The sequence below is a fragment of the Mucilaginibacter angelicae genome (genome assembly GCF_042434235.1).
Classification (GTDB): Bacteria; Bacteroidota; Bacteroidia; order Sphingobacteriales; family Sphingobacteriaceae; genus Mucilaginibacter; species Mucilaginibacter angelicae.
Genome location: NZ_JBHLTS010000021.1, coordinates 471,805 through 487,016 on the forward strand (window position 1 = coordinate 471,805; position 15,212 = coordinate 487,016).

Annotated in this window: 11 protein-coding genes; 1 reads left to right on the plus strand and 10 read right to left on the minus strand. The window is 42.5% G+C overall.

The annotated features are described in order from the left end of the window. Positions 1-223: 223 nt before the first annotated feature. Together ACFFGT_RS11530 and proB are read right to left on the minus strand one after the other, a co-directional pair. Positions 224-1,471 carry a glutamate-5-semialdehyde dehydrogenase gene (locus ACFFGT_RS11530; RefSeq protein ID WP_377022681.1) on the minus strand — a complete coding sequence of 416 codons (1,248 nt, stop codon included), beginning with the start codon at positions 1,469-1,471 and terminating at the stop codon, positions 224-226. Between the two features lie 5 nt (positions 1,472-1,476). Further along, positions 1,477-2,556: a glutamate 5-kinase gene (proB, locus tag ACFFGT_RS11535; protein ID WP_377022682.1), complete on the minus strand. Its 1,080-nt coding sequence runs from the start codon at positions 2,554-2,556 to the stop codon at positions 1,477-1,479. A 337-nt stretch (positions 2,557-2,893) separates the two neighbouring features. Here proB and ACFFGT_RS11540 point away from each other — a divergent pair, with 337 nt between their 5' ends. Beyond that, positions 2,894-5,836, plus strand: a complete 2,943-nt coding sequence (locus tag ACFFGT_RS11540; RefSeq protein ID WP_377022683.1) for a TonB-dependent receptor — start codon at positions 2,894-2,896, stop codon at positions 5,834-5,836. Positions 5,837-5,904: 68 nt separating this feature from the next. Here the strand turns inward: ACFFGT_RS11540 and ACFFGT_RS11545 are convergent, their stop codons facing one another. From ACFFGT_RS11545 to ACFFGT_RS11580, 8 genes are all read right to left on the minus strand, one after another. Then, positions 5,905-7,875 (minus strand): DUF262 domain-containing protein, encoded by a 1,971-nt coding sequence (locus ACFFGT_RS11545; protein WP_377022684.1) that lies wholly within the window; start codon positions 7,873-7,875, stop codon positions 5,905-5,907. Between the two features lie 214 nt (positions 7,876-8,089). Next, positions 8,090-8,797, minus strand: coding sequence for a phosphoadenylyl-sulfate reductase (locus ACFFGT_RS11550; RefSeq protein ID WP_377022685.1), 708 nt, complete (start codon positions 8,795-8,797; stop codon positions 8,090-8,092). Further along, positions 8,794-10,302, minus strand: a complete 1,509-nt coding sequence (locus ACFFGT_RS11555) for a siroheme synthase domain-containing protein (protein ID WP_377022686.1) — start codon at positions 10,300-10,302, stop codon at positions 8,794-8,796. The genes ACFFGT_RS11550 and ACFFGT_RS11555 overlap by 4 nt, the downstream gene beginning before the upstream one ends. Next, entirely contained in the window at positions 10,280-11,065 is a 786-nt protein-coding gene (gene cobA, locus ACFFGT_RS11560; RefSeq protein ID WP_377022687.1) for a uroporphyrinogen-III C-methyltransferase, read from the minus strand. Before cobA ends, ACFFGT_RS11555 begins: the two co-directional genes overlap by 23 nt. Further along, positions 11,065-13,155 carry a ferredoxin-like domain-containing protein gene (locus ACFFGT_RS11565; protein ID WP_377022688.1) on the minus strand — a complete coding sequence of 697 codons (2,091 nt, stop codon included), beginning with the start codon at positions 13,153-13,155 and terminating at the stop codon, positions 11,065-11,067. Before ACFFGT_RS11565 ends, cobA begins: the two co-directional genes overlap by 1 nt. A gap of 239 nt (positions 13,156-13,394) precedes the next feature. Further along, a complete protein-coding gene (locus tag ACFFGT_RS11570) occupies positions 13,395-13,829 on the minus strand; it encodes an RrF2 family transcriptional regulator (RefSeq protein ID WP_377022689.1) in 435 nt (144 codons plus the stop codon). Between the two features lie 126 nt (positions 13,830-13,955). Beyond that, positions 13,956-14,231, minus strand: coding sequence for an Rdx family protein (locus ACFFGT_RS11575; RefSeq protein ID WP_377022690.1), 276 nt, complete (start codon positions 14,229-14,231; stop codon positions 13,956-13,958). Continuing rightward, complete coding sequence (locus ACFFGT_RS11580; RefSeq protein ID WP_377022691.1) at positions 14,228-15,073, minus strand: MOSC domain-containing protein; 846 nt, start codon at positions 15,071-15,073, stop codon at positions 14,228-14,230. The genes ACFFGT_RS11575 and ACFFGT_RS11580 overlap by 4 nt, the downstream gene beginning before the upstream one ends. Between the last annotated feature and the right edge of the window lie 139 nt (positions 15,074-15,212).

Genomic DNA, 15,212 nt, shown 5'->3' on the forward strand with positions numbered 1-15,212 from the left:
ACCTATTACATTATAAATTTGCTATATCCTAATTAATAAAAAGATGTTAACTCAATTGACTTTAGAACAAAAATTACAGGGCGTGATTTTAGTGATTATCTGCTTTATTGCCGCAGCCAACTACTTGATAAAGTAAACGCTTAACAATACAGACTAACACTTTTAAGGTGCTTACTTCACAGAGTAAGCACCTTTTTTATGCAATAAGATTTTGCGGGATAATTTAGGGATTACGGGTTTGCCCGTCACCTTTAACCAGCCATTTGTAACTGGTAAGCTCTTCGAGGCCCATAGGGCCGCGTGCATGGAGCTTTTGAGTGCTGATGCCAATCTCAGCACCAAGACCAAATTGAGCGCCGTCGGTAAAGGCAGTTGATACGTTGGCGTAAACAGCCGCTGCATCCACATCATTTAAAAACTGAGCAATGTTTTCAGCATCTTCGGAGATGATGGCTTCGCTGTGCTTGGAGCTGTTTATAGCAATATATGCCAAAGCCTCGTTAAATGAACCTACCGTTTTGATGGCCATTTTCATTGAAAGAAACTCTGTACCAAAATGCTCGGGGCTGGCCTCATGTAAAAGGTTGGCAGGATAATCGCTTTTTATTGCTTCAAAAGCCTTTTCATCGGCAAAGATCTCTACTTCTTTTTCTTTAAGGATGTGTGCCAGGCGGGGCAGGTCATTTAATCTGGCCGAGTGAATGATCAAACAATCCAAAGCATTGCAAACACTTACGCGGCGGGTTTTAGCATTGGCAATGATCTCAGCACCTTTTTCAAGGTCGCCCGATTCATCAAAATAAGTATGCACGATACCTGCGCCGGTTTCAATAACCGGAACTTTACTGTTATCCCGCACAAAATCAATCAGCGACTGGCTTCCTCTTGGGATGAGCACATCAATATAACCAATGGCATTAAGCAAGGCTGTAGTGGCCTCACGCTCGGCCGGAAGCAGGGTTGCCACATTAACATCGACACCATGTTTCGCCAATACTTTATGGATAACCGAGATGATAGCCCGGTTAGAGAAATCGGCATCGCTGCCACCCTTTAATATGCTGATATTGCCGGTTTTAAAACAAAGCGCAAAAACATCAAACGTAACATTAGGCCTTGCTTCATAAATAACACCAACTACGCCAAGCGGTACACGTATTTTTGATATCGATAAACCGTTAGGCATTTCAGTAGCCGAAAGTTGTTTGCCAAGCGGGCTATCCAGCTGTGCAACGCTTAGCATATCGCCGGCAATACCCTTAATCCGCTCGGCTGTAAGTTTAAGACGGTCGTATTTTGGATCAGCCTGATCCATGCGGTCAAGGTCCTTTTGGTTTTCGGCCAGGATATATTCGGTTTGAGCGATGGCTTCAGCGGCTACATCTTCCAAAACCCGGTTGATGAGGGCAGGGGCAAGGGTGGGTCTGCGGCTTGCTTCACGTGCTTTATCAAAATAGCTGTTATAGTTCATGGTATTTAGCCTTGTAAATAAAGATAATCATAATGTACCAGTGCCTTCTGGTTTTTTTGGCCGATGCGTTCACGGGCCTTATCGGCACCATATTCGGCAATGCCTAAGCCAACCAGTTTATCGGTATCATCTATCAGTTTAATAATATCGCCTTTTTTAAAGTCGGTTATTACACCAACAATACCAACGGGCAATAAACTGGTTGCTTTGTTTGAGATCAGCGCGGCTTTTGCACCGGCGTTGATCAGCACGCTGCCGGTAGCCGATTTTTCGGAATGGGCTATCCATTTCTTTTTGCCCGATGCTGTTTTATTGGGGATAAAACGGGTATGCGTAACCTTGTTTTCCAAAACATTGGTTAAGATCTGATCCCGCTTGCCATTGGCAATGTGTACCGAAATGCCCAACTGTGCGGTTTTTTGCGCCATGGTTGATTTGGTGATCATGCCGCCGCGGCCAAACTGCGAACGGCCCGATGATACAAAGGTTGAAAAATCAAGCTCGTTACCGCTAACCTCATCTATCACCGCCGAACCGGCTGCTTTAGGATCGCCATTATAAATGCCATCAACGTTAGTCAGGATGATGAGGGCATTGGCATTAAGCATAGAGGCTATCAGGCCTGCCAGTTCATCATTGTCGGTAAACATGAGCTCGGTTACCGATACCACGTCGTTTTCATTCACCACCGGGATCACTTCATATTGCAGCAAGGCCTCAAGGCAGTTTTTCATGTTGAGGTAATGCATTCTGTCCCTGAAATCCTCGCGGGTAACCAAAACCTGCGAACATAGGATCTGAAACTGCTCAAACAGGTGCGAGTAAGTATTAATAAGCTTTACCTGCCCTATAGAAGCCAGCACCTGGCGGGCAGCAACCGCATCCGATTTTTCAGAAACGGTAATGAGACTGCGGCCGGAGGCTACAGCGCCCGATGAAACCAGGATTACTTCAATGCCCTGCTTTTTTATCGCAGCTATCTGTTCAACCAAATGTGTTATCCGGGGCAGGTCGGGGAGACCGTTTTCCTGGGTAATAACATTTGAGCCGATTTTGATAACGATGCGTTGGTAATTGAAAGCCATTAGTACAATACAGGTTGAGGCTTCAATATTACAAATTTGGGGGAAATTAGGCTTGGTTTATTTTGAAATATCCAGTAAAGTGATGGATTTTATAGTGAAATGGTGCTAAAATCATCAAAAGGTTAAAAAAAGATACCGGAACGCTTGACAGTCAGTATTAAATTTATATTTTTGTCGACTAATTCTATAGACAATGTATCTTTTTAATGCAATTGCCATTCAGTCCATGTTAAAAATGCAGCCCCATACTGTAATGTGTTGTTGTTGAACATAGCCTTTCAATAACAATAATCAACCAACCAATCACTTTTTTTTACCACCACCACAAAATTACTTCATGAAAATTTTTACAAACTCAGTTAGAATAATTGTGCTCTTCCTGGTACTATTGCCGGGACTAAGTTATGCACAGCTTAACGGCTCATACATATTGAGCGGAAAGGTAAACGACGACCAGGGCAAGCCACTGGTAGGGGCAACCGTATCTATTAAAGGTACAACCAACAAAACATCAACCGATACCACTGGCAAGTTTTCATTAACCACCAGTGCCAAATTACCCTATACACTAATTTTTACCGCTATAGGTTACCAGCCACAGGAGTTTTATATTAAAAATGCCAACAGCGCGGTAAATATTACCCTTACTACGCAATCATTGCTGGTTAACGAGGTAGTAGTAACCGCATCCCGTAAGGAAGAAAAGTTGCTCCGGTCACCTGTAGCTATCGAGAAATTGAGCATTACAGCGCTGAAACAATCGCCTGGCCCAAGTTTTTACGATGCTTTGGAGAATGTTAAAGGCGTGCAAATGACCACCACCAGTATTACCCTGAAAGTGCCGAATACACGGGGGTTCAACAGCCCGAACAACTTCAGGTTTATGCAGCTGGTTGATGGAGTCGACATGCAATCGGCTACGTTAGGCGTACCGCTTGGTAATGCTATTGGCCCAACCGAATTGGATATTGCCAGCATTGAAATAACTCCAGGTGCGGCAGCGGCGCTTTATGGCACCAATGCTATTAATGGGTTATCAAACCTTTTTACTAAAGATGCTTTTAAATACCAGGGTTTAAGCTTTTATCATCGCCAGGCCGTTAATCATGTGGGGAACGACCGTTTAGGTGCAAGCTCAATTACAGAGGATGCATTAAGATATGCCAAAGCTTTTAATGATAAGTTTGCCGTTAAAGTAAACTTTAGCTACATGCAAGGCCAGGACTGGCAATCTGATACCCGTCTTGATCAAAACCCAACCAACCTTAAATCGGCCAACCCTGCTTACCCTGAATTAACAGGGACCAGTAATGCAGCTTATGATGGTTGGAACAAATATGGTGACGATGCGCTTGCCGGCAGTAACACTGTATCAATAAAAGGGATTACTGTTGATGGCAAGGCCCGCCCAAATCTTACTGTAGCACGTACCGGTTACAATGAAATTGATTTGGTTGATCCGCATGTGAAAAACCTAAAACTTGATGGTACTTTATCATATAAGCTAACCCCTAACACAGTACTTTCATACACCTACCGTTACGGAAAATTGGACGGCGTGTTTCAACGCGGTAATAAGATCTCGTTACAGGGAGCTACCGTTCAGAATCATAAAATTGAGTTAAAAGGAAAAGACTTCCTGGTGCGTGGTTACGAATCGATCGAAAATACCGGCAACTCATTTAACGTAAAACCATTGGCTGATAACCTGGATCTTAACCACGCCAGTAACTCGGCCTGGGGCACTTTGTATGGTAATGCTTTAAAAGCTTATAATGGTGGTGTATTAACATCGGCAAATCTTGCCGCTGCCGAACAGGCTGCACGTGCTGCTGCTGATAAAGGCCGTGTTGAACCCGGTACACCTGAGTTTGATGCCTTGAGAAAGACTATTATCGGCATTAATAACTGGGACATTAAATCAAGCCTGATCCCTAATGCCCCGGTTACCGGCGGTGCTGCATTGGTACAAAAAAGCCATATGTACAATGGTGAAGCTCAATGGGATTTGAGCAGCAAAGTGAAATTTGTTGACCTGCTGGTTGGCGCTGATGTGCGTGTGTACAGCATTACACCAGATGGCAATAACTTCGTAGATTTTAGTCGCCCGATTGCCGACAGGAATACCCCGCTTGCAGATGGTACTTTCGGTAAAGATGTGATCTACAAAAAATATGGCGCGTTTACCCAGGTTACCAAAACTTTTTTTGACGAGAAGCTGAAATTATTCGGTTCTATCCGCTGGGACCGTAACCCATACTTTGATCCTAAATTTACGCCACGTTTAGCTGCGGTTTATACGGTTAACCAAAACCATAACTTCAGGTTCACTTTCCAAAACGGCTATCGTTTCCCTTCATTGTTTGAAGCTTTATCATACGTAAATAACGGTCGCGTGAAACGTGTGGGCAGTTTGCCGTTTATTAACGAAGGTTTAGGTTACCTTGGCAACAGTTATACTCAGACATCGGTAGTTGCCTTTAACGCGGCCGTAAATGCAGCAGGTGGTAGCGATCAGGCAGCTTTGGCCAACCGTAACCTGCTACAGGTGGCTAACCTTCCACCTGCCCGCCCTGAGCAGATCACTTCTTTTGAGGTAGGTTATAAAGGTATCGTTGCAGATAATAAAGTATTTATTGACATAGATGCCTATACAAACCGCTATGACGGTTTTTTAGGCCAGGTACAAGTGTTTGTACCAAACGGCGCTACAGTGGGAACTGATGCAGGCGTACTGTCTATGCTTGATATTAACCGTGATCCTACAACCGGCACATCAAGCAACGCAGCCAGCCAGGGACAAAGCAGGTACCGCGTTTATACCAATGCCAAAAATATTTATCATAACTACGGTTCATCTGCAGGTATCACTTACAATTTTTACCAGCACTATACCGTATCAGGCAACGTAAGCTTTAACAAGCTGAAAGCCCAAACAGCTTCCGATATATTTGTTACAGGCTTTAATACGCCTGAATGGTCAGGAAACGTGTCTTTTGGTAACCGCGAAGTAGTTAAAAACTTTGGCTTTAACGTGGTTTACAAATGGCAGCAGTCATACCTGTGGGAAAGTCCGCTGGTTACCGGCACTGTGCCATCAATTAAAACAGTTGATGCGCAGGTTACTTACCGTGTGCCTGCATACTATGCAACATTTAAGTTGGGTGCAACCGATATCTTTAACAAAAGATATTACCAATATGCAGGCGGCCCAACTATCGGCGGCTTATACTATGTATCAGTAACGCTTGACGGGTTGCTGGCAGGTACAAACAAATAAGAACTTTTATTACGTTTTATATAGTTTGTAAGGGGATGGGGTGTAAAAACTTCATCCCCTTTTTGTGTTTATTTCACATTTACATTCCAATCTTCTGACGTTAGCTCGATTGTCTCCATCGCTTGATAACAAAGCCGTTGAATACTTTGAGCTGATAGATTTACCTCAATAAAATACTCATTTTCAAGTTTTCTAATTGCTCTGAATCTACTTTTGTCTTTGCCAATGTAGCGTGGAAAGTTATAAGCTAATACTTCAAATTTGGCTGGTTCAAGATCAGCTACAACATTTAATGTTTTTTCCATTACGTCCCTCCAGCTTTCTACGTGGATTTGCTGACCTAAAATGGTCAATGAGATTGGGCTTGTTCCAGTAACCTCTGTTAAATCTGTTGGTGACGAATTGTCGCTTCCAAAGAAACTCCAAATACTTAGAGCTTTTTGTGTTAATACTTCTGCTCTTTCTTCAATCTCTTTTCTTGTCCAAGTCAAATTATCTTCGAAATATTTATTTAATTCAAGATGACTTTCGGTTAGAGTTTGTTTTTTCGCTGTGAATGAATCGTTTGATAGCTCTGAGTTATATCCAGTTAGTGTTAAATTTCCAATGGTATGTAGATATAGGTCGTGTGTTTCTTGCCAATCATCGCCAAGCGTATTTTGCCACCACTCAGAAATCGTCTGCGGCATTATATGCTCAATTGATAGATTATTAAAAGGAATTACTTCTTTGTGGCCGAAATCTTCTTCGAAGGTTTCTAATATTAATTTTGTTTTTATCTGCCTGTCGCCGGCCCCGTAAAATTTGGCATCCTTAAATCTCAAAGAGAACTCGTTATCTTTTGGATACCCTCTACCTTGCAAAACTGTTTTAAGTCCTTCAACTATGTTTTCTGAATATTTAGATATAACCTGAGGATATATAGACGGAAAGATTTTATTTAATTGATTAGAAGGAACATTACACACAAATCGCCTGATCAAATAATTTTCAAGGATTTTTAAAAGGCTTACAAATTCATCCTTCGAGATTATCTTCCTTTCATAGTCGTCGTAAAAATTTAGCAGTAATGGATATGCTGTAGTTACTTCAATTCTATTTAATCGTTGGAAATATTTTTTCAAATCATTTTCGGGTTCCGTATCAGGTTCAATAAGGCGCTTATAATAGACTGAAAACTTTTTTAAATCTCGTAGATAATCTATCGCATTTGAAACAGAAACATTTTCTTTTAATGAGTAGTATACGTCTCCCAATTTTATTATATTCCCATTTCGCATTAAAAAGTGTCTGATAAACTCAGTTAAATTATCGTCTAACGACTTTTGCATTGGAAGCCAATATGTATTGTATATTTCTTCTTGGCTATTAATATGTATTCGCATGAAAAAATAATTTCTTATTAGATCAGACTGTGATAATGCACGTCCTTTGGCATTTAAGCTTTCAAATACCAAATATGGATTATCATCAGAATCAAGCACTATGCTTACAACGGAAAAATAAGTCGTAATTATTTTCTTTAATTTATCTGATTCTATTTCTTGTTGGCGGAATTTTTTTTCAAAGAACACATAGGCTTTTGTTAGTTGATTGTCAATCTCGTTTGGACTTCCATTAATTAAATTTTGAAAAGCTGTTCTATCTACCTGAGTAGGCAATAGCTTAAAATAATCTTCTCCATCTTTATATTGATTTACTAAAAGAGTGTTATTTATCTCATCAGCAAATCTGTTGTTTTGATTTTCTCGTGCTTTATTTCTTAAAAGAATAAGTAAGATAAATATCGTTGTTATCCTTTGCTGGCCATCAATAAGCAAATATTTTGCAACTCCTTCTGGTACCGAGGTTGTTGGCATATTAACAATAGAACCAATAAAATGAGTGCGAGGAGTTTCTAACTCATTGATTTCTAATAAGTCTTTCCATAACGTATCCCATTCTTTGATTGTCCAACTATATGTGCGCTGAAATAGTGGAATCACATACTGCTTGGTTCCTTCTATAATGTCTTGGAGTTTGGTTTCTTTTGCTTGCATGAAATAAGAGATTAGGTTTAATCTTAATCTAAGGTAATGTTTTAATTATCTTAAAGTTAGAAAGCTATACAAAAAAGGCCAACCGATCTTTCAACCAGTTGACCTACGTATAAAAAAAGCGTCTTTGACCTTGATTAGAGGATTTTCATGTTTTTGCTTAGCGTAGTTTGCACATTTTTCATGTCAATCCTTAAATCATGTTCATCATGGTTCATTATTTAGCAGCTACTTCATGCAAACCGCATTCTTTTTTGGATTGATCTTCCCACCACCAGCGGCCGGCGCGGAAGTCTTCACCCTCGGCTACGGCGCGGGTACATGGCATGCAGCCAATGCTTGGGAAGCCTTTATCGTGCAGTGAATTATATGGAATGTTATATTGTTTGATGTATTCTTTTACTTCGTCTAAAGTCCAGCTGAAAATGGGGTGGAACTTAACTATTTGGTTTTGCTCGTCCCATTCCAGGTCGTGCATGTCATGGCGGTTAACGGATTGCTCAGCGCGGATGCCGGTGATCCAGACCTTGTTGCCTTTTAACGCCCGTTTTAGTGGCTCAATTTTGCGGATCCCACAGCACTCTTTGCGGTTTTCAACTGATTCGTAAAAGCTGTTAGGCCCTTTTTTGCTCACCATTTCTTCCAGTAACTCGTTATTTGGATAGTAGGCATGGATAGGTTTCTGATACCTGTTCATAGTGGCTGCCCAAACCGAATAAGTTTCGCGGAAGAGCCTGCCGGTTTCAAGGGTAAATACTTTGATAGGCAGGTTATTGGCGAAGATCATGTGGCTGATAGCCTGATCTTCCCAGCCAAAGCTGGTGGAAAATATAACTTCGCCGGGGAAAAACTCTGCCAGTTTGGTCAGGGCTTCAACGGGGCCAAGACCATTGATATGTTGTTGTATATTTTCTAAAGCGCTCATGGTACCGGAACAAAAAACTTAAGGATTGAACGAATGCTGATCAGGATAACGATCACAGAAACAGAAACCATAATGGTTTTTGCGGAGATCTTATTAGAGATTTTGGCCGCAATAGGCGAAGCCAGCGCACTGCCCAATATAAGGCCGGCTACAGCCTGCCAGTGACTACTGTTTACCATAGCAATAAAGGTTATCGAACCCATCATCGCCACAAAAAAACGTGAAAGCTTAACGGTGCCTAACGAAAAACGGGGGCTCCGGCCGCCGGCTATCAGGGTAGAGAGTACGATTGACCCCCAGCCGCCACCGCCAACAGCGTCAATAAAGCCGCCACCTAAACCAAGCAATGAAATACGTTTTACCTTATCGGCCGATTTTTTCTTTTGTGTATTGAAAGCTTTCCTGAATATCACTATACCTAATATCAGCGTATAAACCGATACAACAGGTTTGGTGTACATGCTATAGTGCTCAAGCGAGGAGAGCAGGTAAGCACCGGTTACGGCACCTATAATACCGGGAATAACCAATAATTTAAATAGTTTCCAATTGATGTTACCCATGCGGTAATGCATCCAGCCCGCTATCCCACAGCTCAATATCTCCGATAAATGTACCCCCATACTGGCCGAAGCCGGAGGAATCCCCATAGAAAGGGAGAACGTAGTTGATGTAACACCATACGACATACCGATGGCACCATCAATCATTGCAAATACAAAACCTGCTCCTAAAAAGTAGTAGAAAATTGGATCGATACCGGTTACAAAGTTTTTGAAATTAGGCTCTTTAAAATAAAGTGCCGTAACCACGATGACTAAGGATACGATAATAGTAGACCAGATTAGCCAGATAAAATTTTTCCGGCTGGCGGCTTTGGGCTCAACCAACACGGATGTTACACTGTTTAGTTTTTTTACCTTGTCGGCAAAGTCGCCTTCCAGGGTATTTCTTAGTTCGCTCATTTGCTGCAAAGTAATATCAAGCTCGGCAGGCAGGCTTTCGTTTAATACTTCTTTTAATCGTTTAGCCACGGTAGGTGATTTGCCGTTAGTAGATATGGCCAGTTTCAGGTCGCCCTTTTGCACTATCGATCCTAAATAAAAGTCGCATAATGCGGGTTTATCAGCCACATTGATCAGTAGTTTACGGTCATGGGCGGCATTGCGGATATAATTGTTAAGCTCGCTGTCGTTGGTGGCGGCTATAACAATATCGGCATCGTTCAGGTCATCATCGGTAAATGATTTTTGTACAATGCGGATGCCGGAATATTGTGATGAAAGGGTGTGGATTTCGGCCAAAAAATCGCGCGAAACAACAGTTACCCTGGCATTATTACTGTTGTTGAGTACAGCGGTAAGTTTTTCCAAACCAACATTACCGCCGCCAATAAGTACCGTATGCAGGTCATTCAGTTTCAAAAAAACAGGGAAAAGCTGGTTTCCTTCCTGTTTTTCATCCTGGATGTTGGTTAAACTATTATCCCTGGGCAACAACGTCATAAACCTCTTTTATCAATTGGAATTTTGGATGAAGCGATACTACCTCGCCAAGCACAATGAGGGCGGGTGAGGAGATCTTGTTTTCTTCAACGGCATTGACAATGGTATCAACCGTAGCAACAGCGATTTTTTCGTCAGTTGTCGATCCGCTTTGAATAACGGCTACCGGTAGCTTGTTCTTGCCTTGCTGTTTAAATATTTCGGTGATTTCGGCCAGTTTATGAATGCCCATCAGCACCACTACGGTAGCATTTGAACGGGAAGCGTCGATCAAATCGTTCGAGATCTTACCATTTGCGGTAGTGCCGGTAACAACCCAAAAACTTTCGCTCAAACCACGGTGGGTAACGGGGATATTCTGCAATTCGGGTACAGCTATCGAGCTTGAAATACCCGGAATAACCGAGGCCGGTATGTTGTGTGCCGCTGCAATAATGAGTTCCTCGTATCCGCGACCGAATACAAATGGATCGCCGCCTTTTAACCTAACCACATGGCCGTAATTTTTTGCATAATCAACCATAAGGTTGTTTATAGCTTCCTGCGAGAACGAATGATCGCCTGAGCGTTTGCCAACGTAAACCTTGGTTGAGTTTTCCGGGGCATATTCAAGCAGTTCTTCGTTAACCAAAGCATCGTACAAAACAACATCGGCTGTTTTTAAAGCTTTGATGGCTTTTACCGTTATCAGGTCGGCATCGCCTGGACCGGCGCCTACCAGGGTAATGCGTGGTTCTTTTATATTTTTATTAGTATCAGTCATTATTGTACAAGCGCCTCTCTCTTATCCTTGCTTTTGCTTAAAAATTCTGTAGCCTGTGCTAAATAGGCTGTGGCAAATTCTTTTGATGGCTCGTTTTGGTTGATCTGCAATACCAGGTCGTTAAAGGTTCCACCTAATTCAAATTCGCCTTTTTCAACGTATTGGGCATCAAACTCGCGGATCACACCAACTTGTGTGCTGCTGTTAACGCCTTTATCAAGCAATAACGCTTTTGCCGAGCTTACAAATACATTGTAGGCGTGGTAAATAGCATCAGCCCAACGGCCATCTGCATAAGCGTCATTCGCCCAGCCCAGTTTTTCTTCCGACTCAAACAGCAGGGTAGCTACAAGGTCGATGATTACACCGGCACATTCACCTACGCCAATAGCGGTAACAAATGTTTCCTGATGACCCCAGTCAATATATTCGTCATCGGTAAGGGTAGTTAAATCGGCAAGCGGTTTCAGTAAGCGGTAAAAATAATCTTTACCCTGTCTGTCGTAATATTCGTGGTAAGTTTCACCTTCGGGCGAAAACTCTTTATAGTCGTTCAATAACAACCTTAATACATCGGTAGCACGTTTGGTAGGTACTTTGATCACCCTTTCGGCAGCACGGCCAACGCCGTCGCCCACGGTGCCGCCACCTAACATTACCTGTACTGATGGCAATACTTTTGTCCCTGCTTTAAGCGAACTGCCATGAAAACCGATATGTGCTAAGCCATGCTGGCCGCATGAGTTCATACAACCGCTGATCTTGATCTTGATTTCGCGGTTATAAATAAAGTCTTCGTATTCGTTATAGATCAGGTCTTCCAGCACCCGGGCCATGGTCATACTGTTCGATATACCAAGGTTGCAGGTATCGGTACCCGGGCAGGTAGTAACATCGGCAAGACTGTCGAAGCCAGGCGCTGCCAGTTCCAACTTAGCTAAACCTTCATACAGGGCAGGTAAAGCTTTTTTTTGTACATATTTTAAAAGCAGGCCCTGGTTTTGGGTGATACGGATTTCGTTACCCACCAACGGCTCCAAAGTTTTAACCAGCGCGCGGGCAGTATCAGATGAGATATCGCCTACAGGCACTTTAATGTATACGCCGTAGAAGTCTTTTTGCTTTTGTTCAAAAACGTTGGTAACCAGCCATTGCTCATAACGGAGCGGATTGCTGATAGTTACTTCCGGATAGCTATCGGTTGGTGGCAAAGCAGGAGCGTCAACAGCATCGCGGTTAACAGGATATGACTTTACCTTGTTGGCCGTGCGCTCAATTTGAGTTAAACGCAGTACTTCATCCAATCCTAATTTTTGGATCAGGTATTTCATGCGGGCCTTGTTACGGTTGTTGCGCTCGCCATAACGGTCAAAAACACGGATCACCGATTCGATATAAGGAATCAGCTGATCTTCAGGTAAAAATTCTTCAACAATGCTGGCTAAAATAGGCTGTGCGCCTAAGCCACCGCCAAGCATGATCTTGAAACCACGTTCGCCATTGGCGTTTATTTTAGGGATAGCACCGATATCATGGATATATGAAAATGCAGTGTCGTCATCGCTTGATGAAAAAGAGATCTTGAATTTACGGCCCATTTCCTGGCATATCGGGTTACGCAGGAAATAATCAAACGTAGCATATGCATATGGCGAAACGTCAAACGGTTCCTTTGGGTCGATGCCGGCAGTAGGAGAGGCCGTAACGTTACGCACCGTATTACCACATGCTTCACGCAGGGTGATATCATCCTGCTCAAGCTTAGCCCAAAGCTCGGGCGTACGGTCAAGGCTTACATAATGGATCTGGATATCCTGGCGGGTGGTAAGGTGCAGGTTGCTGCTCCCGAACTCGTCAGAGATCTCGGCAATTTTTAATAATTGTTTAAAGCTAACCTTCCCGAAAGGAAGTTTAATACGCACCATTTGAACCCCAGGCTGCCGCTGGCCATATACGCCGCGCGCCAAGCGTAAGCTCCTGAACTTTTCATCATGAATTTTTCCTTCACGAAAAGCACGGATCTTTTTTTCAAGATCTATAATGTCCTTCTCAACAATCGGGTTCTCCAGTTCCGTTCTGAAGCTCTGCATATTCTCAGTATTAATCTTTTATAAAAAAGCCTCTTTCGCTACAGCTAAAGAGGCACATATGGTTAAATATTACGTTTACGGCCTCGACTTTCCGTTGCGCATATGGCAACAGATCAGTTGGTTAAGGTAAGTAATATTAATGCTCTCACGATTCATTTCCCAAATATATATATAGTATACGGAAAAGGTAGCATTTAATTGAAAAAAACTGCGTTATGACAGTTTTATGAATTTTGAAATTAAACGCTGATGAGGGTAGTTTCGCGTTTGATGATATCTGCGATACTGGTTTCGCTTAATATTTTCAGTGTGGCATCCCTTACATCAACAAACACATCCCTTATGCCGCAAGTGCTTTCCTGGTGGCACTCATCACATTTATGGTAAAAATTTAAGCTGGCGCAGGGAACCATGGCAATAGGGCCATCGGTGATGCGCATAACACTTACCAGGAATATTTCTTTGGGGTCGCGGTTTAGGCTGTAGCCGCCGCCGGCGCCTTTTTTGCTGTACAGGAAGCCTGCGTTACGCAAGTCAAGTAATATTTGCTCGAGGAACTTTTTGGGTATGCGTTCAGCTTCGGCGATTTTCGAAATTTGCATAGGCGGCTGGTCCATGTTCTTGCCAAGAACCACAAGTGCCTTTATAGCGTACTTAGTTTTTTTTGAAAGCATTTTCTAAAATAAAACTCACAAAGTTAAATAAAGATATTATCTAAATTAACTATTTTTTCCAGTAATATTATAGATTATATAGAAAGGATATTTTATACAGACTTTATTTTATAAAAATGGCAATGATCACCTGTCCGAATGGCCGAGACTTTTTCCTGGATTTACCTTATCACGCACCGCTTTTTTTAGCTCTTTAATCTCGGGAAAATGACCGTCGCGCTTACGGTCAAACAAAGTTTCTTCGTCAACGCTGATAGTGTACCTGCCGCTCACTTCGCTTGGCTTCAGTGTAACACCATTAATATCATCGGTAAAAGTAGTAAGCAGTTCCTGCGCCATGTAGGCCGCCCGCATCATCCAGTTGCATTTAGGGCAGTATTCAATTGTTATGGTTGGTTTCATGCGGTTATGGATGGTTTCTTAGTAATAATAAAGCGTTCGTCATGATGGATACTCAAAACTTTAAGCTCATCGCCAACAGTAATTACGCCGGTATTTTCATGTATCAGATTTTGCCCAAACATGATCTTGTTGTTTTTCATGCGATAGGAAGCAAGGGTTTTAAGCGGCTCTTTTGCTTTTACAGCCGTTTGCTGATCAATAGTAGTAAGTACGCAACGGGCGCAAAGTTTGGCGCCGTAAAAAGTTATACCGGCTATGTCTATCTGGTTCATCAGATCTTCGCTATAAGCCTCGCCGCCCGTAAAAACGATATTGGGCCGAAAGCGGTTCATGGGCAAAGGCTGCGCCATGCGGTTATTGAGATCGTCCAGAGATGCTTGTCCAATCAGTAAAAAAGGATAAGCATCGGCAAAGGAGGTGATCATGCCGGGTTTGGCATAGCGCTGGTCAACTTCGCGTTCGCTGTCTTCAGGCATATAAACCAGGCGGCATTTCATGCTGAGTGCCTCGCTGAACCATTGATCAAATTCATCATTCACATATTGCCCCATACAAGCATCATCCCAAACTGCAAACTGGTGCAGTGGCTTTCTTTCACTATTAAAGGGGATTAATAATGATCCGTTTGAATGATGGCTTACCAATATACCATCATTTGCTACCGTTGCTTTGAGCAGGGCCATTTGCGGAAACTCGCGCTGGGTTATAAAGTGTCCATGGTCATTAACCAGCATCCAGCGCCTGTCGTGTTGCAACCCACGACTGGTAACTACCGCATTTTGTACGGAAATACCACCCAGTGATTTAATGGGATAAATGAATAATTCGCTTACCTGGAGCATGCACAAAAATAGGAATCTGAACCGGGATTTGGGTGGATTTTTTGGATGGGCAGGATTTCTTGTTTGTTAGTTTCTGAACCAGGATTAAGCTGATTTAACCATTTTTTGATTTTGCTTGTCTTGTTTATTAGTTCCCATC

What these genes read in the sequence shown, in the direction of transcription:
- ACFFGT_RS11565 (WP_377022688.1), bottom strand. Translation starts at nt 13,155, where the DNA reads ATGCAGAGCTTCAGAACGGAACTGGAGAACCCGATTGTTGAGAAGGAC.
- proB (WP_377022682.1), bottom strand. Translation starts at nt 2,556, where the DNA reads ATGGCTTTCAATTACCAACGCATCGTTATCAAAATCGGCTCAAATGTT.
- ACFFGT_RS11545 (WP_377022684.1), bottom strand. Translation starts at nt 7,875, where the DNA reads ATGCAAGCAAAAGAAACCAAACTCCAAGACATTATAGAAGGAACCAAG.
- ACFFGT_RS11555 (WP_377022686.1), bottom strand. Translation starts at nt 10,302, where the DNA reads ATGACGTTGTTGCCCAGGGATAATAGTTTAACCAACATCCAGGATGAA.
- ACFFGT_RS11530 (WP_377022681.1), bottom strand. Translation starts at nt 1,471, where the DNA reads ATGAACTATAACAGCTATTTTGATAAAGCACGTGAAGCAAGCCGCAGA.
- ACFFGT_RS11570 (WP_377022689.1), bottom strand. Translation starts at nt 13,829, where the DNA reads ATGCTTTCAAAAAAAACTAAGTACGCTATAAAGGCACTTGTGGTTCTT.
- ACFFGT_RS11575 (WP_377022690.1), bottom strand. Translation starts at nt 14,231, where the DNA reads ATGAAACCAACCATAACAATTGAATACTGCCCTAAATGCAACTGGATG.
- cobA (WP_377022687.1), bottom strand. Translation starts at nt 11,065, where the DNA reads ATGACTGATACTAATAAAAATATAAAAGAACCACGCATTACCCTGGTA.
- ACFFGT_RS11580 (WP_377022691.1), bottom strand. Translation starts at nt 15,073, where the DNA reads ATGCTCCAGGTAAGCGAATTATTCATTTATCCCATTAAATCACTGGGT.
- ACFFGT_RS11550 (WP_377022685.1), bottom strand. Translation starts at nt 8,797, where the DNA reads ATGAGCGCTTTAGAAAATATACAACAACATATCAATGGTCTTGGCCCC.
- ACFFGT_RS11540 (WP_377022683.1), top strand. Translation starts at nt 2,894, where the DNA reads ATGAAAATTTTTACAAACTCAGTTAGAATAATTGTGCTCTTCCTGGTA.